At 53.6% G+C, this 22349-nt stretch carries 21 protein-coding genes and 1 pseudogene; 9 read left to right on the forward strand and 13 right to left on the reverse strand.

What is annotated here, in order from left to right:
* Positions 1-3: 3 nt before the first annotated feature.
* The 5 genes from FQ179_RS10580 to FQ179_RS10600 form a co-directional block, all read right to left on the reverse strand.
* Positions 4-981, reverse strand: coding sequence for an ABC transporter permease (locus FQ179_RS10580; protein WP_149397266.1), 978 nt, complete (start codon positions 979-981; stop codon positions 4-6).
* A 356-nt stretch (positions 982-1337) separates the two neighbouring features.
* Positions 1338-2966 carry an ABC transporter substrate-binding protein gene (locus tag FQ179_RS10585; protein ID WP_149397267.1) on the reverse strand — a complete coding sequence of 543 codons (1629 nt, stop codon included), beginning with the start codon at positions 2964-2966 and terminating at the stop codon, positions 1338-1340.
* A gap of 310 nt (positions 2967-3276) precedes the next feature.
* Positions 3277-4752, reverse strand: a complete 1476-nt coding sequence (locus FQ179_RS10590; protein WP_188074581.1) for a surface lipoprotein assembly modifier — start codon at positions 4750-4752, stop codon at positions 3277-3279.
* 192 nt (positions 4753-4944) lie between these two features.
* Positions 4945-5745: a Slam-dependent surface lipoprotein gene (locus FQ179_RS10595; protein WP_149397269.1), complete on the reverse strand. Its 801-nt coding sequence runs from the start codon at positions 5743-5745 to the stop codon at positions 4945-4947.
* 316 nt (positions 5746-6061) lie between these two features.
* Positions 6062-8419, reverse strand: a complete 2358-nt coding sequence (locus tag FQ179_RS10600) for a TonB-dependent receptor domain-containing protein (protein ID WP_255474945.1) — start codon at positions 8417-8419, stop codon at positions 6062-6064.
* On the opposite strand from FQ179_RS10600, the gene FQ179_RS22715 reads away from it, so the two are divergent.
* A complete protein-coding gene (locus FQ179_RS22715; protein WP_255474946.1) occupies positions 8418-8720 on the forward strand; it encodes a hypothetical protein in 303 nt (100 codons plus the stop codon). The two genes, FQ179_RS10600 and FQ179_RS22715, sit on opposite strands and share 2 nt — an antisense overlap.
* A 26-nt stretch (positions 8721-8746) precedes the next feature.
* On the opposite strand, the pseudogene FQ179_RS22920 reads toward FQ179_RS22715, so the two are convergent.
* The 4 genes and pseudogenes from FQ179_RS22920 to FQ179_RS10615 all read right to left on the reverse strand — a co-directional run.
* Positions 8747-9034 (reverse strand): annotated as a pseudogene (locus tag FQ179_RS22920) (hypothetical protein); the annotation flags it as partial.
* Between the two features lie 155 nt (positions 9035-9189).
* A complete protein-coding gene (locus FQ179_RS10605) occupies positions 9190-9729 on the reverse strand; it encodes an RNA polymerase sigma factor (RefSeq protein WP_188074582.1) in 540 nt (179 codons plus the stop codon).
* 328 nt (positions 9730-10057) lie between these two features.
* A complete protein-coding gene (locus tag FQ179_RS10610; protein ID WP_149397272.1) occupies positions 10058-10669 on the reverse strand; it encodes a glutathione S-transferase in 612 nt (203 codons plus the stop codon).
* A gap of 161 nt (positions 10670-10830) precedes the next feature.
* Positions 10831-11949 (reverse strand): S-(hydroxymethyl)glutathione dehydrogenase/class III alcohol dehydrogenase, encoded by a 1119-nt coding sequence (locus FQ179_RS10615; RefSeq protein ID WP_370459869.1) that lies wholly within the window; start codon positions 11947-11949, stop codon positions 10831-10833.
* Positions 11950-12262: 313 nt separating this feature from the next.
* Here FQ179_RS10615 and FQ179_RS10620 point away from each other — a divergent pair, with 313 nt between their 5' ends.
* On the forward strand, positions 12263-13147 hold the full coding sequence (locus FQ179_RS10620) for a LysR substrate-binding domain-containing protein (protein WP_223146236.1): 885 nt from the start codon (positions 12263-12265) through the stop codon (positions 13145-13147).
* Positions 13148-13317: 170 nt separating this feature from the next.
* Here the strand turns inward: FQ179_RS10620 and FQ179_RS10625 are convergent, their stop codons facing one another.
* The 4 genes from FQ179_RS10625 to phaP form a co-directional block, all read right to left on the reverse strand.
* Positions 13318-14112, reverse strand: a complete 795-nt coding sequence (locus FQ179_RS10625) for an SDR family NAD(P)-dependent oxidoreductase (protein WP_149397274.1) — start codon at positions 14110-14112, stop codon at positions 13318-13320.
* A 387-nt stretch (positions 14113-14499) separates the two neighbouring features.
* Entirely contained in the window at positions 14500-14823 is a 324-nt protein-coding gene (locus FQ179_RS10630) for a type II toxin-antitoxin system HipA family toxin (RefSeq protein WP_149397275.1), read from the reverse strand.
* Positions 14824-14990: 167 nt separating this feature from the next.
* Positions 14991-15701, reverse strand: coding sequence for a haloacid dehalogenase type II (locus FQ179_RS10635; protein WP_149397276.1), 711 nt, complete (start codon positions 15699-15701; stop codon positions 14991-14993).
* Positions 15702-15948: 247 nt separating this feature from the next.
* Positions 15949-16377 carry a TIGR01841 family phasin gene (gene phaP, locus FQ179_RS10640; RefSeq protein ID WP_149397277.1) on the reverse strand — a complete coding sequence of 143 codons (429 nt, stop codon included), beginning with the start codon at positions 16375-16377 and terminating at the stop codon, positions 15949-15951.
* 208 nt (positions 16378-16585) lie between these two features.
* On the opposite strand from phaP, the gene FQ179_RS22295 reads away from it, so the two are divergent.
* From FQ179_RS22295 to FQ179_RS10670, 7 genes are all read left to right on the forward strand, one after another.
* Positions 16586-16729, forward strand: a complete 144-nt coding sequence (locus tag FQ179_RS22295) for a hypothetical protein (RefSeq protein WP_188074583.1) — start codon at positions 16586-16588, stop codon at positions 16727-16729.
* A gap of 224 nt (positions 16730-16953) precedes the next feature.
* Positions 16954-18108 (forward strand): ABC transporter permease, encoded by a 1155-nt coding sequence (locus FQ179_RS10645; protein ID WP_149397278.1) that lies wholly within the window; start codon positions 16954-16956, stop codon positions 18106-18108.
* On the forward strand, positions 18102-18911 hold the full coding sequence (locus FQ179_RS10650) for an ABC transporter ATP-binding protein (RefSeq protein WP_149397279.1): 810 nt from the start codon (positions 18102-18104) through the stop codon (positions 18909-18911). Before FQ179_RS10645 ends, FQ179_RS10650 begins: the two co-directional genes overlap by 7 nt.
* A complete protein-coding gene (locus FQ179_RS10655; protein WP_149397280.1) occupies positions 18911-19849 on the forward strand; it encodes an MlaD family protein in 939 nt (312 codons plus the stop codon). The genes FQ179_RS10650 and FQ179_RS10655 overlap by 1 nt, the downstream gene beginning before the upstream one ends.
* Positions 19846-20487: an ABC-type transport auxiliary lipoprotein family protein gene (locus FQ179_RS10660; RefSeq protein WP_149397281.1), complete on the forward strand. Its 642-nt coding sequence runs from the start codon at positions 19846-19848 to the stop codon at positions 20485-20487. Before FQ179_RS10655 ends, FQ179_RS10660 begins: the two co-directional genes overlap by 4 nt.
* 102 nt (positions 20488-20589) lie before the next feature.
* Positions 20590-21438 (forward strand): NAD(P)-dependent oxidoreductase, encoded by an 849-nt coding sequence (locus tag FQ179_RS10665; RefSeq protein WP_149397282.1) that lies wholly within the window; start codon positions 20590-20592, stop codon positions 21436-21438.
* A 313-nt stretch (positions 21439-21751) separates the two neighbouring features.
* Positions 21752-22249 (forward strand): RcnB family protein, encoded by a 498-nt coding sequence (locus FQ179_RS10670; protein ID WP_149397283.1) that lies wholly within the window; start codon positions 21752-21754, stop codon positions 22247-22249.
* Positions 22250-22349: the final 100 nt, after the last annotated feature.

The raw sequence follows: 22349 nt of genomic DNA on the forward strand, positions 1-22349 counted from the left end.
CGTTTATTGTGCAGACGCCACCAACTGAACGCGAGGGTCCAGTGCGGCGTACAGAAGATCAACGATGAAGTTGACGAGCACAAAAATCAGCGTTACCAGCATCACGTAAGCGACCACGACCGGGCGATCCAGCTGATAAACACTGTCAATCAAGAGTTTGCCCATTCCGGGCCAGGCGAATACGGTTTCGGTGATTGTGGAATAAGCAATAAGACTGCCAAACTCCATACCCACTACCGTCACCACCGGAATAAGTATGTTGCGAAGAATATGCCGCCGCACAATACGACCTGGCTTTACCCCCTTGGCGCGGGCAAACTTTACGTATTCCTGTGACTGGGCCTCAGCCACCCCTGATGCGGTCAGGCGTAATACCAGCGCAATATTGGCCAATGCCAGATTGACGGCTGGCATGGCGATGTGTGCCCAACCATTAGCCGTAAAAATTGACCACGGTACGCCTAGTACCTGAACGGTATCGCCCCGACCCGATGCGGGCAACCAGCCAAGCAACACGGCAAACAGCAGGATCAGCATCATGCCTTGCCAGAAATTGGGCAAAGAAAAACCCAGCACAGAACTCGCCATGATTCCACGACCCAGGAGGCGATCCCGATACAGGCCGGCAACCAAGCCCAGCGGAATCCCCAAGAAACAGGTCAGAAAAATAGCAACAATCACCAGTTCGAATGTGGCCGGCATCCGCTGCAAAATCAACGAGATAGCCGGAATGCCATGCACGAACGATGTACCCAAATCACCGTGTAGGGCATTCCACAGAAAAACGAAGTATTGCTTCCAGATGGGCTGGTCGAGCCCTAACCGCACAATCGTTGCCAATCGGTCTTCGGCCGTGGCTTCGGGGCTTACCAACAGCTCAATAGGGTCTCCCACCGCATAGACGGCGAAGAACACAACAATCGAAACAGCCAGCAGTACAAACAGGCTCTGGAGCAACCTGCGCAAGGTAAACAATGCCACGTTAAAAGGCCTTGATAGTCATGAATACAGTCTTTACGGCGCAAACTTGCAGTTTGACTGGATGGAAGAAATGGCAGTTATGTGAGCCATATCTAAACACAGTTACGCCCTGCCGCATCCCGCCAAGCGAAAGCCACGACGGTTACAGCGTTATGGTGAGTGCGTGGCACTACTGACTGGCCATCCTGCAAACAATCTGGTCGGGAGGGGATGACAACCGTGCGTCGTGATGAGCTTCTGTCTTCGTGACCAGGTCATGCACGACTCGTTTAATGATGCCAAAGAGTTGCTATACGTATTTCACACATGCTCCCGCCCACGATAAGGCGGGCGGGAGCACAGAAGCGTATGTAGCGCTATTTACCGGCTGCCTGATGCACCGACATAGCCAGCGTGTATTGGTCGCGCCGGCCTTCGTAAGTTAGACCTTTGCGGAAGCCCCAAACACTGCTCTCAAAGTGCAAAGGAATCAGTGGCACGTTGTCCAATGCGATTTGAGTAGCCTGCTGCAGCAATTTTTCGCGTTTGACGGGATCTACGGTCATGATCGCCTGACGATAGACTTTATCGAATTCCGCATTCGAAAAACCACCATAGTTGCTGGTACCCAAGCTCTTCGGCGCATCGGTGGAAGCCACCCACAACTGAAACAATGCCGATGCCTCACCCGTTTCGGAAGGCCAGCCACCCATAGCAAAACTGAACTCACGCTTGGCACGCTTGGGGAAGTAAATGGAAGCCGTCATGGCGTCCACATGCACCTTGATGCCAATACGCGAGAGGTACTGGGCAACGGCCTGGGTTACCTGACCATCATTGACGTAGCGATTGTTGGTCGAAGACAGGGTCAGCTCGAAGCCATCCGGGTAGCCCGCCTCAGCCAACAACTTCTTCGCGCCTTCGGGGTCGTACTTGATTTCCGGCGCATTAGGTAGAGCACCAAACATGCCATCAGGCATGTACTGATAAGCGGGAGTAGACAGACCATCCATAATGCGATCCTGGATCACCTTGCGGTCTATAGCCATATTGATGGCCTTGCGTACGCGCAAATCTTGCAGTGGGTTTTTGCCGTCAGCCGCCTTAACAAATGGGCTGGTGTCGCGCCCAATATCAAGTTGGAAAAACACGAGACGTGTGGATGGTGTGGCAATATATTCAAACCCGCCATCTTTCAAGCGAGGCAGATCGCGCGCAGCCGGGTTTTCGATGACATCAAAGTCTCCCGAAAGCAGCCCGGTCAGGCGAGGGCCGGCGCTAGGCACTGGCACGAACTTAACGGTTTTCCACTCAGGCTTGGTGCCCCAATAGTTCTCGTTGCGCTCCAGTTCAATACCCGTGCCTTTTACGTATGACTTGAGCGTGTAAGGGCCGGTGCCAATCGCAAATTTTCCGTTGTTGAAGTCAGCGACAGCAGGCCAAGGGCCTGTCACGCCACAGCCTTCCTTGGGTGCGAATGTAAGAGCGCCGTGTTCGACTATACCGTTCCAGATGACGGGCAGTTGGCGCGCCAGCTCTGCAGGCATAAGCGGAAATGGCTCGGCAGTCTTGAGAATCACGGTATGGTCATCGGGTGTCTGCACATCTGTGAGCAGCTTGGTGACTGTCGTGTATGACGCCGAAATATTGCCCTTGTTATTCAATGTACGGCAAATGGAAAACAACACATCCTGAGCCGTAAAGGGTTTACCGTTGGAAAAGTTTACCCCCTCTCGCAGCTTTAGCTTCCAGGTGAGATCGTCAACGTTTTCCCATGACGTCGCCAGACCTGGGATCATCTTCATGTCGGCAGTACGATTAATCAGAGACTCGAACACGTGCGCAGCCAGTGCGTCGTTCTGGGTCTGCTTGTGATAGTGCGGATCAGCAGCCGTCGGCTCGGAAGACAGGGCGATGGTTAAAGTCTGCGCCTGCGAAATACCGCCCAGGGCAACAGCCAAACTCGTGCCGACTGTAAACAAGGCCAATCTTAATTGGGGTTTCATTAAACCGCTCCGCTCAGTATAAAAACAAAGACGCGATTATCAGCAACCACGGGAGGGCTTGTCAATGCGGATAAGTCTGTATACACAAGAGACACAAAATGGAGGTGCCATTTTTGCGCTCTGCGATTGACTGCACCCATTATTGAAGGCCTATACCCTGCTCAGCAAACCTGTCACCAGAACTCGCCATAAACGCAATGTCCATAACAGCGGCCTAATTACGCGTCACTTGCAGGTGTGTTCGCACCGCACTCGGTCACGCAGTGCATCAAAATAGGCGGCGTGAACCTGCCCCCCCCCGACATCCGTGTTAAATCACATATTCCATCGTCACAGCAACTACATTGCGGTCATAGGAATACAGCCAACCTACGTTGCTGCGCACCTTGTTGTGGCGCAGCGTCAGGCTTGGAACAAAGCCCGCCACAGACCAACGCGCTGAGGAAAGTACAAGAGAGTAGCTCTGTTCATGGTCGCGGCGGCGGGCTTCGAGCAAGGGGTTATAGGCACGGTAACTGCGTTGCCTGAGCGTGGCCAAGGCAGTGCCTGTAAAACCATGCGTTTGTAGTGATGCGCCCAGACGCACACCTTGCTGAAGGTAGCTTTGCACACTGGCCTTGGCGCGACTGTCTTCGGCATCAAAGCCACCGAATAGCGTCCAACCCGCTTCCATATCACGATAATAGGTAGCGCTGACGCTTCGGTTAGGGCCGTTGAAGTAACGAGCGTAGGCCTGCTGGCGGTACTGCATGTTTTTGTAGTCAGCCTCCAGCGTAACCAGCGAGTGCGGTGAGGGTGTGTATCGCCAGCCTGTATTCAGCCCCCAGCTATCGTAAAAAGAGTTTTTGCCCCATATGTAATGTGAATACGTTGGCGCAATGGTAAATTGGTGGTTGGCGTTACGGTAGCTATAGCCGGCCTCTGCAGCCACCGAGGCTTCGTTGTAGTCGCGGTGATTTCGGTACCAACTACCATCCGTCTGCGCACGTACATAGAGGCCATGGTGCCCTGCTAACGGAAAGCGCCGCTGGGTGCTGGATGCAAACTCTGGCCCGAATGCCTTAATAGGTTCGGGAAGCGCACGCTCAATAAGACATAGGCCGCGACTAGCGGGAACCAGGCAGGTGCGACTTGCAGATGTGCGATTGACATTATCAGACCAACGCATACCCATGCTTATCGATGTGCGCCAGGCCTTGCGTCGTTCAAGGGCATCAAGATAAGTGGCGACAGTTCTTCTAATGCCCGCTGCACCGGCGCCAGCTGTACCAAGAAATGCATCAATGTCTGAAAATGATTGGTACGCCTCCCTGTCTTGCGCGCTCTCAAACAAAACCCTGGCAAGTTCAAGCCGTGCCGGAAGAAACGTGGGCTGCAAAGCCAACAGTGCACGAAACTGATCCTCAGCCTGCCCTAGCTTGCCGTCTGCCCGGGCAAGCAAACCTTGCGTGTAATAAACCAGTAGCGGGTCACGATCAGATAGGGTCAGATACTGTGCCAGCAGCGAGCGCGCCGTCATCCACTGGCGATGTTGTAGCGACAAATAGAGTGCCTGGCCCAACTCTGAAGTACTTTGTTCTGCACTTTGTGGTTGATTATCTACTTGTGAGGCTGGAGGCTGCGGCACCGGTTTAACAAAGGAATTGTCTTGAAGCCCACGCTCTACAGTCTGTTGCTCGGTGCGCTGTCGCAAGAGTTGGCGAGTATCGTCGACTGACTGTGCAAACACGGGCACAGCACCAAGCGCGCCTGCCAAAAAAAGAGAGGGCAAGTAAACGTTTTTCATGAGACCTGAATATGCTGAAAATAGATGGCGTGCTGACAGTACGCGATTTGAGATCGCCGCAAAGCACAATAAGATGGATCGCAGCAAACAAGGGCTTGCCGAAGCAAGCCCTTGTTCTAGCAACATCATTTAGGAGATGCACGTATCAATGTGCAGTAAAGAGACGCAGCCACAAGACTGCGCCCCTTTTACTTAGCGAGTTTTGGTTCCGCCGAAGGCAGTGTCGCGATCGCGGTCTGCGAACTTAACAATGCCGGCAACCGCTGCGGCGCCTGTGCCGAAGAACTTACCTTCGAGGCTACCGCCTGTGCCACCGCTGCTTGTTACCCTGACGTTACGAGCCGCCAGACGCACGTCTTTATCAACCGTGCTGATTTCGCCTCGGCTAAAGCGAATATCGCCTCGCGAACGCGCTACACCGGTATCGAAGTTAGCCGTAAGCGTGCTGGTGGGCAACGCTGCACCGGTGTAGTTATTGATAGAACGCACGGTATAGCGGACGGGTGCGTCGGTAGGCAAGGTGCTGGCGACATCGCCGTTTTCACCCACATACCAAACCGTATGTGTGCCTGGGGTTTTGCTACCTACATCGCCCGTAGCGGACTCTGCACTCCATTCGCCAAACCAAACATCACGGCTACCCGCTTGGGCGAACGACCATACGCCGAGTTTGCTGTGGTCACGTGGGTCGCCTGCACCCGGAGCGCCACCTGCTACAAGCTTTCGCCCGCTGTAGTGGTAAACAGCGTTTTCGTCCTTATACTCAGCATTAGCGAAATGCGACGTCGCAGCGATTGCACCGCGTAACTGGCCATCAACGCCAGCACCAGGTTTGCCACGATCATCTCTAGGATAGGTAGATGCCCCGACACGTACGCCGCCAGCATCAGAGTAGCTTAGACCCGATACCACTTCGGCTTGCGCCATACCGGCCATGCCGGCCATGCCGGAAACAGCAAGCGTCAGTACTGCTTTTTTCAAAGCGCCATTCATAATAGCTCCTTGCAAATGAAGTTAAAACAGAACACACGCTTCATAAGAACCCCCGTTATCTGACGCGAAGCGACCAAGAAGTACAGCAGGCCTTACCGTGGATGACACCGAGTGCGCCTGGTGCGACCTGCATGGGATGTATTTTAAATAAGAACACGTCTCATTTGCAATAAGATGTTTTTGTCCACGTATGAATGTGGTACCCGATCGCAGCAGGCGACTTGGAGCTCCTCACGGCAAGGCCGCTTCTCGATGTAACCAAAGCCTAAAGACGGCGGTTTTACAGTGCAGGAGCATCTCTTTATGATCCACACAGTCAAAACTTTATGGTGACGTTGCCGCGAATGGTACGGCCCGGGGCTGGCATCTGAGCGGCATTGAGCGCATCCATGTAATAACGGTCAGTCAGATTATCTATGGCAAGATCGAAGCTGACGTTATCGTTAAGCTTGTAGGTGGAATACACGTCAACCAAGGTGTATGGCTTCCAGCGAGAGGGTTGCACCCCGCCCATACCGATCCGGCTACCAAAACCTGGCGCAAATCGGCTACCTATGTAACTTGCCCTAGAGCCTATCTCAAGCTTCTCCTGTAGCAAGCGGGCACCAAGCTGCAATGTAATCGTGTTTTTGGGAGGCACTTGCTGCAATGAATAGCTGTGAGGTAGGCCGCCGGCAAGACATCTAGGCTCCGTGGGTTTCAGTACACCTTTACGAGCGCAGAACATAACGTGGGTGTAATGGTTCCAACCAATGCCTACAAGGAAACGGCCCGTATCGTAATTCAAGGAAGCTTCAAGGCCACGCATTTCCGCATAGTCAAGATTAACTCGGCCAAGCGATTCTCTATATCGGCCAGGCATTTCGGGGCGTTCACGAGCAATTCCGGCTCGGGTGAGGTAATCATCAATATGATTATCAAAATAAGCGGCATGAATGCGTAATTTGTCACCGCTTAGCCACGCATCGTTCTTGACGAAATTAGCTCCGATTTCCAGATTACGAGCTCGCTCAAGCTTGAGCTGGTTTTCTTCTACGGAGTAATAGAATGAAGAGCCCGTGAGCGATTCAAAAATGCTTGGCGCTCGTACTGCCCGTCCAAACTTTGTATAAAGCTGCAGACCATCACGCGGCTCTACCATCAGGCTGAAAAGCGGTGACCAGCCACCGTCCTTACGTTTGAATGTTGATGTTCTGGTGAAGTGGTTATCCAGTGTAATGAACTGGGAATAACGCGTGCTTGCGCTGGCCGTAATCCACTTAACAGGTTGCCATTCAACTGTGGCAAAGCCGCTAACTTCTTCGCGCCGCCCCTGTCGTGGCGTGTCTCCCCCCAGTGTCCAAGCATAGTAATCCCGGTCTACTCCACTAGGCAGGCCAGTATCCTCACGAACAAACGCCCCCCCGTAACGCAACAGTAAATCACCTACATCAGTCGAGAAGCGCGAGGTGTTGGAAGCCCTAGCTCCCCAGCGTTTTGAGTCCGTCCACTGAAAGAATGGATAGAAAGTTTTGACTGTAGGCCGAATGCTACCGCTGCCATCCCATGAATGATCCAAGTCCAGAACGTTAATACGGCTTTCCACCGCTGAGAGATAGGCGTCAATCTTGAGATCGACGAAATTATTATCCTGTGGCGTCCAGCGATAGCGTGCTGTATACGTATCAAGGTCGATCGAACTCAACCAACTTTGATAAGGTGCCCCAAACAGCCGAGAAGAAAGTAGGTGGCCGTAGTAACTCAAATACCTGCGGTAGCCCAACTCTAGTCTTTGAGAAGGTTCAATTTTGACTGTAGTCTTCAGCATCCATGATTTATTATCCAGCGAGGTATTGAGTATTTCTTCACCGGCGCGATAATCGCTCAAACCGCCATTACCTACTTCTAAATCCCCAAATCTCGGATTTCGTTTAGCGACTAGGTGCGCACCTCCGCCGCCATGCTTTCCCGCATGATAATTGCCGTTCACACGTCGCACGTATCCAGCGACGAAGTCAATGTAATCGGTTGTCGTAGCTACCACCACACTGCCCGATCCGCCGGTGGGTTTAAGTAGAGGTGGGCGCCGCATACCATCGGAATAAAAGACTGCATCATCGGGGGGCAATACACCACCATAAACCCGCAAATTGGTGGCCAGACTATCCCATCCGCCGTTAGTACCCGCTGCGGGCACCGGAGAACTATTAGTCGTAAGTCCTCCCTTCAACCGTATGCCGTAGGTTTTACCCGGCAGCAAAATGTCATCGACACCAATAACGGTTGCGCGCACAACCCCACCTGTTGCGCCGGTAGCGTCTGCGGCCGAACTAATTCCCTTCTCAATCGAAACCGAACCAATAAAGTCAGGATCAATATATGTACGCGGGGTCGCACCGTTATAGCCTTGCCATACTGTGGTTTCCTGCGTTGCACCGTCAACAAGCACAGGCACCCTACCCTGCCCCTGCATGCCGCGTATATTGACATCAACCGCACCGGAGTTGCGGCTGTCGGCATTCATGACACCGGGAATGCCGGAGAGGAAGTCGCCTACAGATGTGCCGCGGAAACGCTCGATATGCTCGCTGGACAGGTACGCGCTGGAGCCCGCTGTGCGGTATGGCTCGTCGGCTGGGTCTAGCTCTAATTTGCCTTTGACGGTAATGGTGTCTAGCGTGAGGTGGTCACCCATGGTGCCACTCAATGGGCTGGCCACACTGGTGGAACGGGTAGAGCCGCTGGCTGTAGCGGGGCTGTCGTTGTTGCGACTGGTTCTGTCGTTGACGCTGCTTGTATTGGTGGTGATGTTGCTGCTGGTGCTGCTGGTGCTGCTGGTGCTGCTGGTGCTGCTGGTGCTGCTGTTGGCGCCGTTGGCGTTGTCGGAGCGGCTATCGCTGTTGCTGTTGCTGTTGCTGTCAGCGCGCTCACTGCCGCTGTTACGAGCGGTGTTGCTGTCACTGCTGCTGATAAAAATGGAATTGGCATCTAGATAACTATACGAGAGGCCTGAGCCTTCAAGAATGCTCGCCAGGGCTTGCGTGGCTGAGACCTGGCCCGTAATGCCAGCCGACTGCTTTCCGGCTGCAAGGCTTTCTGGATATGAGATGCGCAGCCCTGCCTGCTGGCCAAACGCATCGATTGCGTCGGACAACGAGCCCGGAGGGATTTTGAACGCTATGGTTGGGGAGGACTGCCCGTAGGCTGTCGACACAATAGCCAGTGAAGTAAAAATTGGGCTTAGTAAAAGAGCGATAGGACGCAGGCGGCGGGCGGTCTTTGCCCGCTTGATTTTGCGGTTTGATTTCATCGTATCCCCGGTGTGTTGCAACAACCCTGATCACGCGATGCTGAAAACTATCGCCTTACAGGGCCTTGAGGATGAAACGAATGAAGGTGGATAATTTTCTCCACCGTAAGTGCGCAAATTCCCGCAAAATTAACTGCAGACTCTCCTTCCCTGATTCATAAGGGCGAGGGCTGCGAATTTCGTTCGTTATGCCCCACTGCGCTTTTGTGCAAGCTGGCGTGCACGTGAAGATTGGCCCGCTTAACTAGTAACCAGGCGCGAGAGATGGAAAGGTTTAGTTTTGCCGCAACCTCAGCAATGGTGAGATCACTGAAGTGATACAGCTCAAAGGCATGACGGGTGTTAGCAGGCAATGCCGTGAGTGCCTTTTCTACGGTCATCAATTGCTGCCGCCCAAACACGACGCGGTAAAGTGATGGTGTAGGGTCGGGAACGTCGCAATAGTGCTCTTGGGGCACGTAAGAAACTGGAGCAATCTGCTGTCGGCGGTACACGTCAGTGGAAAGGTTTCGTGCAACCGTATAAAGATAGGCACGAAGATGATGCCTGTGAAGTGGGCGAGCCGTACCCAATAAACGTGTAAACACCTCTTGTGTCAGATCTTCAGCGTCGTCGCGGCTGTGGCCGCACCGGCGCAAATAACTATTGATTTCGGCGGCGTGCCTCTGGTAGAGGGTTTGGGGGTTTGCGATCAAGAGTGGTTCTCTGAAAACTTCAGCAAGCAGCTGGAGTGCGAGCTGGTTTACAAACAACCTAAAGTGTAGAAAAATCACTTATGTAATTGCGACTTATTTCAATTGAAATAATGCAAGAAACAGCACTTTCAAGAAGTAATTTTCGAGTAAGGTTTACTCGCTACTGCGTGGCACAGTTTGCCAGCCGTGCACGCTGGCGCATGCACTGCGTTTTGCATAGCCACACTGGGCGACATCACTCAGGGCACAGGCATGGCTCACCTGGCCCATAACACCGGCCCGAGTCACAACAGTCTTTAAGCAACTCTGTAAGACGGGCCCGCCTTCACTAGGCGTGCGGCGCCGTCTCACGCATAGAGGGCCGTTCGCCAAACGCCTTTAACCAAGCCGAAAGCTTTGGTCGGGTGGCGCGCCAGTCGTCGTGAGCAAAACGAAAATCCAGATAGCCCAGGGCGCAGCCTAGCGTGATTACACCGATATCTACGCGGCCATCCACATACGTTTCCGCGTTTTTTTCAAAGTAATCCAGCGCCTCGTGAATCTTTTTCATTTGCGCCTGCGTCCAACCAGACCACTGGAACTCCTCTGGACGCGCAGCGCCTTCGTAGCGAGCCAGAATTGCCGCATCCAGAATGCCATCGGCCAGAGACTGTTCGGTAAGCGCACGCCAGCGGGCTGCACCGGTACGCGGGAACATAGCACCTTGGCCTAGCTCGTCCAGATATTCGCAGATGACGCGACTGTCGAACAATGCCTGACCATCATCGGTTATAAAAGTGGGCACCTGGCCCAGCGGGTTTACAGCGACGATGTTCGCGTCTGTGTTCACCGGGTGCGCAGCACCCGGTAGTTTCTCGATGCGATCCGCAAGGCCTGTTTCGTGGGCCACGACCATACATTTACGAGCAAAAGGCGACGTTGCGGCATAAAACATTTTCATGTAGAGCTCCTCTGAGGCTACTGCAATTAATTTATTCTTCTTGAACAAGCCTGCCCGGCGACCCGGCCCAGTGTCAGTGGGGGGTCGCAAAATAACACCAGCCTCGGACAGGCATCATCCATTATGCACTGCATGTTGTTGCCCAAGGTAGCCGCACCGCTTTACTTATCGAAATGGATCACGCTACGAATACTCTTGCCGGCATGCATCAGTTCGAACGCTTCGTTGATCTGATCCAGCCCCATCGTGTGTGTGATGAAGTCGTCGAGCTTGAACTCACCCTGCATGTACTGCTCCACGATGCCTGGCAGCTCTGAACGGCCCTTAACACCACCAAAGGCAGAGCCACGCCAGACGCGACCAGTTACCAAATGGAACGGACGGGTTGAGATCTCTTGACCGGCACCGGCGACACCGATGATGACTGACTCTCCCCAGCCCTTGTGACAGCACTCCAGCGCCGAGCGCATGACGTTGACATTGCCGATACATTCGAACGAGTAGTCAACGCCACCATCGGTCAACTCGACGATCACATCTTGAATCGGCTTGTCGAAGCTCTTCGGGTTAATGCAATCGGTAGCGCCAAGCTTGCGCGCCAGTTCGAACTTGCTCTCATTGATGTCGATCGCGATGATGCGGCTGGCCTTGGCCATGGTCGCGCCTATGATGGCCGACAGACCGATGCCACCCATGCCGAAGATGGCCACGGTAGCGCCTTCCTCGACCTTGGCCGTGTTCATCACAGCGCCCATGCCGGTGGTAACGCCACACCCCAGCAGGCACACTTCTTTTAGCGGCGCATCTTTGTTGACTTTGGCCAGCGAGATTTCGGGCAGCACCGTGTATTCGGAAAACGTCGAGCAACCCATGTAATGAAAAATCGGCTGGCCGTCTTTGAAGAAGCGCGTGGTGCCGTCCGGCATCAGACCCTTTCCTTGGGTTTCGCGAATTTTCTGGCACAGATTGGTTTTGCCTGATTTGCAGAATTTGCACTCACCACACTCGGGCGTGTACAGCGGAATGACGTGATCACCGACCTTAACGCTGGTGACGCCCTCTCCGACCGACTCCACAATGCCGCCCCCCTCATGACCGAGAATGACAGGAAATATTCCTTCAGGATCATCACCCGACAGCGTGAATGCGTCGGTATGACAGACACCTGTGGCAACAATGCGAACACGCACCTCGCCGGCTTGCGGCGGCATCACATCAACTTCTTCGATGGACAGGGCCTGATTTGGCCCCCACGCGATAGCGGCCTTGGATTTGATCATTTGAGTCATAGTTTCTTCTTGATAGGTTGCAATATACGGTGAAGCTGCAGTGGCAGACTCTTGATCTGCACAGTGCAAGCCTTATTCAGGTAACGGGCAGACGGCCACAGGTATGGACATCGCGATCTCGTCATTTTGAGTAAGTGGAATTAGGGGCATTGAGGCGCTACTGCGCAGCAGTGGCTTTGTCCGATTATGAGGAGTTTACTATTGATTAAAACAATAACAATACCCCTTATAATAAAAATACTATTTCCATATGGTAACAATAACGGTGTGCCAAGCGATCGCCGTTTTGGCGCACAAGGAAGGGATGATGTTTGCATGGGTAGGCGTCACAGAATTCGTGGCGGTCGCCGAAACAGAGAGCTTTACGCAGGCCGCAAAACGGCTGGGTATCTCGACGGCGCAAGTCAGCCGGCAGATCAGTGCCCTGGAGGCCAGGTTGGCAACCAAGCTGTTCTACCGAACCACACGCAAGGTTTCCGTGACGGAGTCGGGGCAGATCTACTTCCAGCATTGTCGCCAGGTGCTGGACGGCCTGGAGGAGGCCGAGCGCATAGTCACCAACCTTCAGATGGCTCCACGCGGCAAGCTTAGAATTACTGCACCCGTGACGTATGGCGAAAAAACAATCGCGCCCTTGATCAACGATTTTGTACTTCGTTACCCTGAACTTCAGGTCGAACTGAACCTGACGAACCTAACCCTAGACTTGGTCGAACAGGGGTATGACATGGCGGTACGCATGGGCACGCTTGAAAATTCCAGCTTGATGGCCAAGCGGCTGGCCTCAAGAACCCAGTACGTATGTGCTTCGCCCCAGTACCTGGGAAACCGTGGAACCCCACAGTCTTTAATAGATTTAGAAAGTCATAACTGCCTGCAAGGCAACCATGACTATTGGCGCTTCCAGGAAAACAATAAGACGAGAAATCTTCGCATCAAGGGCAGCCTTGTTTGCGGTAGCGGTTGGGCATTACTCGACGCGGCCCTAAAAGGCGTGGGCATTGTGCAACTTCCAGACTATTACGTGCAACCATCCCTAGACTCGGGGCAATTGATTGCGGTGCTGACACAGTACCAGCAGCCAGATGAGGGCATTTGGGCGGTCTACCCGCACAATCGCCACCTTTCACCAAAAGTGCGATTTCTGCTTGACCATCTGACACAAAGCCTTGCCAGCACCGATAATTGATTGGATCGAATCAACCCGTTGCTGATAGTGTCTAAACGGCCACTAACGGACGTTGATGGCCGTTGTGTTACGTCCAGGCTCAGGAGCGCTGCGCAGCTTGATAGAGCGCCTCCTTAGGCCACAGTGTCAGGGCGTGACTGGTGAGTGACCTAAGGAAGACTTCAAAGCATTTAGCGTCCACCGGCCTCACGGCGTAGAGTCGGCAAACCGACGCCCGCTGCATCGAACCCGCCGTCGACGGCGAGCACTTGGCCATTCACATAGCTGGCGCCCGGTGTACACAAAAAACCGACCGCCGACGCAATTTCTTCCATAGTGCCATAGCGACCGAGCGGAATACTGTCGTAATAGTCGGCCCGGATTGCTGCCGAATGGACTTGCTTGGCCATTTCGGTTTCGACAGGTCCTGGCGCGATTGCGTTGACCCGGATTCCCATGGTTCCGAATTCAACCGCCTGTTGACGCGTAAGGTGGATGAGCGCGGCCTTACTGGTGCCATAGGCAACGCGCAAGGTGCTGGCGCGCAATCCCGAGATCGACGCGATGTTGACGATTGAACCGCCGCCGTTCTTTAACATCACGGGTACGCAGGCTTGCGAGCAAAGGAAGGCGCCATCCAGATTTGTCGCCATCACGTAGCGCCACTCTTCGAATGAGGTCGTGCCCAACGTCTTGAACACAGCAACGCCGGCATTGTTCACCAGCGCATCGATGCGGCCAAAGTGCGCCTCGACCCGTGCCATGGTCTCTTGCACTTGCTCGGGGTTCGACACGTCACAGGGCAGCGCAAGTACGCGCTTGTCACCTTGATATTCGAGTGCGGCTTTTGAGAGTTCGTCGGCATCGATGTCGAGCATAGCCACCTGGTGGCCGTGAGCCAGAAACCATCGAATGGTTGCGAGCCCGATGCCGCGCGCGGCGCCAGTTACGACGCTGACCGGTAGAGAAGAGTTAGAAATTGTCATATTAAATTTTGAAGATATTTAAGACGGTTGTAGATAGTCAGGGTTTGCGCCGCAATTCAAAGCAAGGCAGCTAAACCCATAGCCGCCCCAATACCCATCGCGCCACCCGTTACAAGTGCTACGCATCTGTTCTCCAGACCATGGAAGGCAATTGTATCTGGCGACGTGTCAAGTTCTTGCTTCATCTTGATTTAACCTTAATGTGGCATCTTACGCTCATTGGAAACAGGGGGCTGGTGCGATAGCAGAACTCATCAGAGCGCGATGTATGACTTCCAAAGACGGCCTAATATTGCCCGGACCGGCCACACAGATGAACTCATAGCTCCTGTTCAATGGGGTTCCCTGACACAGTAGCTATCGTTGATCCGACGTTGACGACGGGCTCTAACCGGCCAGCTTATCGGCTGCGTCCTGTAGCCCGATGAGGATGCTGTCAGCTACATGTGTGGGGAAACTCTCTGGCAACTGTGCACGGACCGTGCGCACGACTTCAGGGGTTTGTGCCACTATATCGTCCAGAAACGCCTTGGTCCCGCGGCCATCCAGAGCCACGACGCCATGCTCTGCTCCTACAGACAACCAATGACGACGCACAATGTCTCGCATGACCCAGTGCGCGTTCTTTGAACGCACCGCCATTGCCATCTTCGCCTTGAATGGGGATAACTGGTTTACACCTGTACCTATGACCGGGTAGGCAGACAGCACGTCGTATACCTCTTGAGCGCTCTCGGGTGGGACGTTGTCAGGGAGTACTTGCAGTGCACCCTGATCAAGAGACGGTGGTCGACCGGCGATAGCTTCGAGACGACTTTGGCCCTCTGTGTTTGGCTACGCAGGGCTATAAGCGGCCACGAATTGAAGAAAGCTGTTCGTCAGGAAAGCAAGGTGTCAGCGAGTGCAGTAATGGTGCGGGCGTGCAGGGTGTTGGCCGGATGGGGGCTCACATCCTTAAGCATATCAGTACCGAATTCGGTGGGCCGCTCAATATACGCCGTGAGCAAACCGCATTCTCGTGCCGCATCCAGATCATCTTGATGTGCTGCGACCAGCATCACTTGATCAGGTCTCACATCAAAAATACCTGCCACACCAAGGTAAGTTTTTGGATCAGGCTTGTATGCTTTGAATACCTCGGCCGATAAGACGCAGTCCCAGTTTAAGTTGGCTGCTTTTGCCATGTTGACCAGCAAATTAATGTTGCCGTTCGACAAAGTTGTGGTGATGTAGCGTGTTTTTAGGCGTGTAATCCCCTGCGCCGAATCAGGCCATGCCTGAAGCCGGTGCCAGGCCTTATTCAATTGATGCCTCTGCGATTCGTCCAATTCTGACATGCCAAACTCTATAAGAATGTCGTCAAGAATCATTCGGTGCAGATCGTCGATACGCGTCCATGGCAATTCGCCAGCCCTCACACGCTGCATGGTGGGCTGATAGCCTGCCCGCCATGCTCTTGCGAATACGCGCCCGTCAATTCTTGGGTTTAGCTGCTCTATTTCTGATGCGATTGAGCTACACCAGTCCACCACAGTGCCAAACACATCAAAAGCAAGCACACGGACATCTTTTAGACGTTCGTCGGTCATAGTGGTGTCCTTAACTAATTCGGTTTATCAATGCCCTACCGACCTTTTGCATAGCGAGCAGGCAGACGGCCGCTTAGCGTGGGAGAGCGACTGTAAGGTGGCTGTGGGCATAAAAAAAGTGAATGATATAAGCTGACCGAGCTACTTCTACTGTGGATGGCAGCAAGGCCATGTTCGGCCAGATGCGACCACTGAGCGTCGAAAACATTCAACCCGAAGAACGACGTCTCAGTGTGCCGGCAAAGGTTTACTTGGGCTGCGTCATCTTTTTGATTTCTTGCATATTTTGAGCGGCCCGCTCCATAATGATGGCCATGGCATCGGCTTGTGATTTTTGTGCAATGTCGGCCAAACCTTTCATATCAGTTAACGCCTTTTCATAAGCCTTGCGCGCCATTTCAGTCTGCTGGGCCGGGTCGGACATGCCCGAAGCACCCGCACTCTGAAAGCCTTGCATCGCCTGCTGCAGCATTTCAGTCTGCTTATTGGCTAGCGCCTGCATGCCTTCATAAACCGCTTTATTCGCCTGAACCAATGACTCGACATCTTGACGCCGCGCATCGGCAATCGCTGACATGTCAACGCCTGGTATTTTGAATTGCTCTAGCATTTTGGTGAGCTCACCAAATGGATTGGCCCCTGCTGCGCCAGTGTAATTGGTTGAGTTTTGGGACATGGGCTATCTCCTTCATGGCAGTTACGGTGTGTCTAGCATACTGTGCTATTGCCAATATTGCCAAAAATTGTGTTTTGGGCACATTGCCACTGCAGACCCGACGTAACGCGTTATGCCGCACAGGCAGTAGGCCTGGACCGTGATACCGGCTCAATGAGCCCTCAGTGAGCTGGCAAAGAAAAGCGACAAAGTAGAACCGGCCGCCGATTTGACCGACCCCGTCATCGAAGGCAAACGAGCAGGCTTCATCGTCATCGCCCGTGACGTGCTTGACGTCGATGTAGAGTCTTTAAAGGACTTCCAGGTGCTAAACACATATTTTGCGGAGAAAAAGGTGTATAGCGCACAATAAGCAGCTTATGATTTCAACTGGCTTTGTGACGATGAACACGAGCGTTTGCCCGACAGCCCAAAACCAGTCTGCGTCGTCGTGTGTTATCAATGGCAGTCTCACTCCCATTGATGAGAGTCTTTCTGCCTGCCATGTCCGTCGTCCTAAAGACACCACGAAAACAGCATGTACGTAAAATGGGGAGGCTTTTCTATGCGTGAATTTGGCCCTTCTCGGGCATGGTTATGACACAAGCTTCCAATTCTGATTTTTTCGCCTTAAATACGCGCAGCACGCCCAGCCGCTTACACTTGCAAGGCGACTGGACGCTTGACAACTATACGGTGCTGGGACAGAAAATCGAGCGATTCCGGGCACAGCATGCCAACATAGGTTCTCTATCAGCCGACCACATCGACGCCGGAGGCATTACGGCTCTGGATACGGCCGGTGCCTCACGCCTGGTTGAATTGCTGGGGTCTGACGAAGCACTTAATGGCCTGCTCGCCACTTTGCCCGCCGAGCGCGGTGCGCTTTTGCAGGCGGTTGCGGCTACAAAGACCGCGGCTGGCACTAAACCCCCAGCAGCCAAATCGTCCCTCGCAACAGAGTTGTTGGGGCGTATTGGGCTTAGCATGGAGCGGCTATGGAAGCAGAGTGGCATGTTGCTGGGGTTCATGGGGCTTACGCTCGAAGCGCTGGTCCGAAACAGTATTCATCCGAGCCGCTGGCGCATGACGTCGGTGGCCGCACAAATCGAAGAAACCGGGCTAAATGCCGTCCCCATTGTGGCGCTGCTTACCTTTATGGTGGGCGCGGTGATTGCGTTTCTGGGCGCAACAGTACTGGCTGACTTCGGCGCTACCATTTACACCGTCAATCTGGTCGCTTTTTCGTTTCTGCGTGAGTTTGCCGTATTGCTCACCGCTATCCTGATGGCGGGACGAACCGCCAGCGCCTTCACCGCACAGCTAGGCTCCATGAAGGCCAATGAAGAAATCGACGCAATTCGCATGTTGGGGCTAAATCCGATCGACGTGTTGGTGTTGCCACGCATACTTGCCTTACTGGTGTCGATGCCACTATTAACCTTTATCGGGATGATTTCAGGCATATTGGGCGGGGCCTTGGTCTGTGCCGTGGCGCTCAACATCACGCCAACCATGTTCTTTTCTATATTTAAAGAAGGCATTGAGCTAAGGCATTTTCTGCTTGGTATGGTCAAAGCGCCGATTTTCGCCTACGTCATTGCGATCATCGGCTGCCTGGAAGGCTTCAAAGTATCTGGTAGTGCTCAGTCAGTGGGTGAACACACCACCTCTGCTGTGGTGCAGACGATTTTTATCGTTATCTTGCTTGACGCGCTGGCAGCATTATTCTTCATGGAGATGGGATGGTGACCTCCCCTGCGTCAGTAAGCCGCGAAGCGATTATCCAGGTGCGCAATTTGACCAATCAGTTTGGCACGCACGTGGTGCACAAAGACTTAAACCTGGATGTATACCGCAAAGAGATTCTCGGCGTGGTGGGAGGCTCGGGCAGCGGAAAGTCGGTACTGCTACGTTCTATCGTTGGGTTGCAAAAGCCAACACAAGGCACGGTGCATATTTTCGGCGAAGACGCGCTTACGATGACGCCGGAGCAACGCTCAAGGATGGAGCGCCGTTTTGGCGTGCTGTTTCAGCGTGGGGCGTTGTTTTCTTCGCTAACCGTCACAGAAAACATCGCCATGCCCTTAATCGAACATGCCGGGCTAAGCCGGACCGAGGCCGAGCATTTGGCTGGCGTAAAGATTGCGCTTGCCGGGTTACCTGCCGCAGCCGGCGATCAGTACCCTGCTTCTTTATCAGGGGGTATGGTCAAACGCGCCGCTTTGGCCCGCGCATTGGCCCTGGATCCTGAAATACTTTTTCTGGATGAGCCCACCGCAGGGTTGGACCCCATCGGCGCGGGCGCATTCGATCAATTGATTCTTACTTTGCGCAATGCGCTGGGGCTCACCGTGTTTCTTGTCACTCATGACCTTGACACGCTTTACACCATTTGCGACCGTGTAGCGGTGCTTTCGGATAAAAAGGTTCTCGTGGCTGACACTCTGCCGGTCGTTGAAGACACCCAGGACGCTTGGGTACATGATTATTTTCACGGGCCACGCGGACGCGCCGCGAGCAAGGCCATTAACGCGGCTCGGGAGGTTAAATAATGGAACCACGCGCCCATCATGTGTTGATTGGTCTTTTCACGCTCATTGTCACCGGCGCCGCGTTGGTGTTCGCCTTATGGTTAGGCAAATCGTATAAAGACGTAGACCTGCGAAATTACACCGTAATTTTTAATGAAACCGTACGCGGTTTGACCAAAGGCAGTGCCGTTCAGTACAGCGGCATAAAAGTAGGCGACGTAACCGAACTGTCGCTAGACCCCCAAGACCCCAGCAAAGTACGGGCACGCATCCGCATTGACAGCAATATCCCAATTCATCAAGATACACGCGCCAAACTTGTGTTGACCGGTATCACGGGCACTGTCGTTATAGAGTTGCGTGGCGGGACGCCCGACAGCCTGCCTCTGGTTGCCGAGGGCGGGCAAGACCCAATTATTGTGGCGACACCTTCAGCCATAAGCCAATTGCTAGCCAATAGCGATAACCTGTCGACAAACCTTACCGAACTGGTGATGAACGCCAAGGCTATTTTGTCTCCAGAGACTGCGCAAAGTCTGAACAGCACATTGGCGTCACTTGAACAGGTAGCTAATGCGATGGCCGAGCAGAAAGATGACGTTTCCGCTTTGTTGAAATCTTTGACTGCCGCGAGCAAGCAAGCCACAGTGGCGCTGCAGCAAGCATCCGATTTGGTCCGCACTACCGACGGCCTGGTAAAAAACCAGGGAGCCGGCGCGCTTAGTAGTGCACAGCGAGCCATGGTCTCGCTGGAGAAAACCACCGCCAGCATTAATGAAATAGTGCGCAAAAATAAAAGTGCGATCAATGGTGGTATGCAAGGCTTAAGCGAGATTGGGCCGGCGCTGCAAGAATTGCGTAATACGCTTGCCTCCATGCACACCATGATTCGCCGTTTGGAAGAAAACCCGGCAAATTATCTGTTGGGTCGCGAAAAAATCCAGGAGTTTCGACCATGACTGTTGCTGCATCTTGCGCAAAAAAAATATGCCGCACTGGGCTTGTAATAACCGCGCTTACGTTATCGGCCTGTTCGATATTGCCCAAGCAAGAAACGTTAATCGTGTACCAGCTTCCGGCTACACCTCTTGCCAGGCAAACAAGTGGCATGACACCCCGTGCTCCGTCCCGCTCATTGCGTGTTGCCACGCCTTACAGCAGCCAGGTTATCGACAGCCAACGTGTATTGGTGGTGCCACAAGGAAGCCAGGTCAGCGCATACAGTGGCGTTCGCTGGAGCGACCCAGCGCCCATCCTGTTACGCAACCGGCTGGTTAGTGCGTTTCGTTCCGACGGCCGCCTGACCTCAGTCAGTATTGACAGCAGCGGCGCAAACGCCGACTTTGAACTTGGGGGCGACTTAGTTGAGTTTCAGGTGGTATACCAGGACGACGCTCCCATCGTGCATATCCACTATGACGCATCGCTGACGCGACCTGATGATAATCGCACTATCGCCACACGCCGATTTGAAGTGGCTGAGCCTGTTCAAGGCAAAGAAGCTCCAGAAGTGGTAGAGGCTTTTGGGCGCGCTTCCGACAGACTGGCCGCTGAAATAGTCACGTGGACACTGCAATACGCAACACGTGTGAAGTGAACTCGCTTCTTGTTTCTTGCACTGCCTATGTCGGCTGGATACATCGCATCACAGACACTTCGGGCTAACTCGACTGCCCATGCATTTTCAAAGGAAAACCCCATGACTATTACCGTTGCAATCACAGCACCCGGAAACATGGGGGCAGCGGTGGGTGCCCGTCTGGTTCAGCACGGTGCCAAGGTGCTCACGTCATTGCAAGGCCGCAGCGCAGCCAGTGCAATGCGCGCTGAAGCAGCAGGAATGGTTGCTGTTGAAGACGAGAAACTAATGGAAGCGGACTTCCTGCTTTCCATCTTGCCGCCTAAAGACGCATTAACTATTGCCTTGCGCCTGGCACCGGCATTGCGGGCCGCCTCTCGAAAGCCGATATATATCGATTGCAATGCGGTGTCACCCGACACGGTTACAGCCATTATGCAGGTCGTTCAAGATACAGGCACATCTTTTCTGGACGGCAGTATTATCGGCCCGCCACCCAGGGGGGACGGCAACCACACCAAGTTCTACCTGTCAGGACCAATGGGGGATACCGCCCTCAAACTGAAAAGCGTTGGCCTGAACGTGATACCGCTTGACGCCCCAGTCGGTGCAGCATCGGCTCTAAAAATGAGCTACGGTGGTATTACAAAAGGCCTTACCGCGTTAGGATCGGTGATGATTTTGGCGGCCGAACGTTACGGGGTAGGAGACGAACTAAACAGTGAACTAGCCGCCAGCCAGCCGCAGATGTTTGCCTGGTTCAAACGTGCAGTGCCCGACATGTTACCCAAGGCCTATCGCTGGGTTGCTGAAATGGATGAGATTTCTGCTTATTTGGAAGAACGCCCAGAGTCTGGCATTTACATGAGTATTGCGCGGGTATACGAAGACTTTGCAGCAGATTGGGCTGAAGAGCGCAGCGATGCCGAGGTTCTCATGAAGGTGTTCGGTGGCCAGGGTACCGCGTAGAAATATCCACCGGGCACGGTCTACTTAGTGCAAGAACCGATCAAAGGTTATCGAAATGGCGTGGCTACCGAGTATGGGCCGGGAATGGGCTGGCCCTACCCCGGCTCACCCCACATCAGCACATACGGCGGCGTGCAGTGCTGGACATCTATTGCAATCAAAATAACCCACATCGCAACAGATTTGAAACACCCTCAGTGTTCAGATAGGAACTGAGCAGACCATCGGTAACAGTCAATACGCTAATGCCAGAGCAAAATCATTGACACGTTTTGGACTCCACCGATTGCGAAGCAACTACAGGGGTTTAATTATGATCAGTAAAATTCTTAGCTCTGCCTTGGTGGCAGCATGCCTGGCAATGAGCGGTACGGCTTTCGCTGAGGGCCATCATGATCACCAGAATAGTGAGCACAATTCGTCAGCCCGACAAGGCCCCCGAAATAACCAGCCAGGGCGCATGGTTCACCCTGGCCCATCTAACCGTGATCGCTACGCTCGCGGACATGAAAACCGTGCCTGGGCACACGATAACTACGCACGTGGGCACGACCACTATGAGCGCGGGCACGGCCACTATAGGCGCGGGCACGACACCTACTACGGGCGCGGAGCAGGCCCGTATCACAATTATTACAGAGGCGGATGGGTTCCAGCCCAGTATCGCCAAAGACAATATATTGTTAACGATTGGCACCACTACCATCTGTATGCGCCACCTCGCGGCTATTACTGGGTACAGTCCGGCAGCGATTTTCTGCTTACAGCCATCGCCACAGGCTTGATTGCGCAAATCATTCTTAGTAACTAACCGTTTTTTTGAGTTGGCTTTAGAAGGCTAAATAGTTAATTGGCAATGACTGAAGGCTTGGGCCCGGTAATTAACCGGGCTCAGGCTTTTTTGGGCTTGC

The sequence above is a fragment of the Pusillimonas sp. ANT_WB101 genome (assembly GCF_008369125.1).
Lineage (GTDB): Bacteria > Pseudomonadota > Gammaproteobacteria > Burkholderiales > Burkholderiaceae_B > Allopusillimonas.

Excerpts from the sequence above, each read along its gene's own strand:
- FQ179_RS10585 (WP_149397267.1), bottom strand. The coding sequence starts at position 2,966 with ATGAAACCCCAATTAAGATTGGCCTTGTTTACAGTCGGCACGAGTTTG.
- FQ179_RS10590 (WP_188074581.1), bottom strand. The coding sequence starts at position 4,752 with ATGAAAAACGTTTACTTGCCCTCTCTTTTTTTGGCAGGCGCGCTTGGT.
- FQ179_RS10595 (WP_149397269.1), bottom strand. The coding sequence starts at position 5,745 with ATGAATGGCGCTTTGAAAAAAGCAGTACTGACGCTTGCTGTTTCCGGC.
- FQ179_RS22715 (WP_255474946.1), top strand. The coding sequence starts at position 8,418 with ATGGTGCCACTCAATGGGCTGGCCACACTGGTGGAACGGGTAGAGCCG.
- FQ179_RS10600 (WP_255474945.1), bottom strand. The coding sequence starts at position 8,419 with ATGGGTGACCACCTCACGCTAGACACCATTACCGTCAAAGGCAAATTA.
- FQ179_RS10610 (WP_149397272.1), bottom strand. The coding sequence starts at position 10,669 with ATGAAAATGTTTTATGCCGCAACGTCGCCTTTTGCTCGTAAATGTATG.
- FQ179_RS10615 (WP_370459869.1), bottom strand. The coding sequence starts at position 11,949 with ATGATCAAATCCAAGGCCGCTATCGCGTGGGGGCCAAATCAGGCCCTG.
- FQ179_RS10620 (WP_223146236.1), top strand. The coding sequence starts at position 12,263 with ATGATGTTTGCATGGGTAGGCGTCACAGAATTCGTGGCGGTCGCCGAA.
- FQ179_RS10625 (WP_149397274.1), bottom strand. The coding sequence starts at position 14,112 with ATGACAATTTCTAACTCTTCTCTACCGGTCAGCGTCGTAACTGGCGCC.
- FQ179_RS10635 (WP_149397276.1), bottom strand. The coding sequence starts at position 15,701 with ATGACCGACGAACGTCTAAAAGATGTCCGTGTGCTTGCTTTTGATGTG.
- phaP (WP_149397277.1), bottom strand. The coding sequence starts at position 16,377 with ATGTCCCAAAACTCAACCAATTACACTGGCGCAGCAGGGGCCAATCCA.
- FQ179_RS10645 (WP_149397278.1), top strand. The coding sequence starts at position 16,954 with ATGACACAAGCTTCCAATTCTGATTTTTTCGCCTTAAATACGCGCAGC.
- FQ179_RS10650 (WP_149397279.1), top strand. The coding sequence starts at position 18,102 with ATGGTGACCTCCCCTGCGTCAGTAAGCCGCGAAGCGATTATCCAGGTG.
- FQ179_RS10655 (WP_149397280.1), top strand. The coding sequence starts at position 18,911 with ATGGAACCACGCGCCCATCATGTGTTGATTGGTCTTTTCACGCTCATT.
- FQ179_RS10660 (WP_149397281.1), top strand. The coding sequence starts at position 19,846 with ATGACTGTTGCTGCATCTTGCGCAAAAAAAATATGCCGCACTGGGCTT.
- FQ179_RS10665 (WP_149397282.1), top strand. The coding sequence starts at position 20,590 with ATGACTATTACCGTTGCAATCACAGCACCCGGAAACATGGGGGCAGCG.
- FQ179_RS10670 (WP_149397283.1), top strand. The coding sequence starts at position 21,752 with ATGATCAGTAAAATTCTTAGCTCTGCCTTGGTGGCAGCATGCCTGGCA.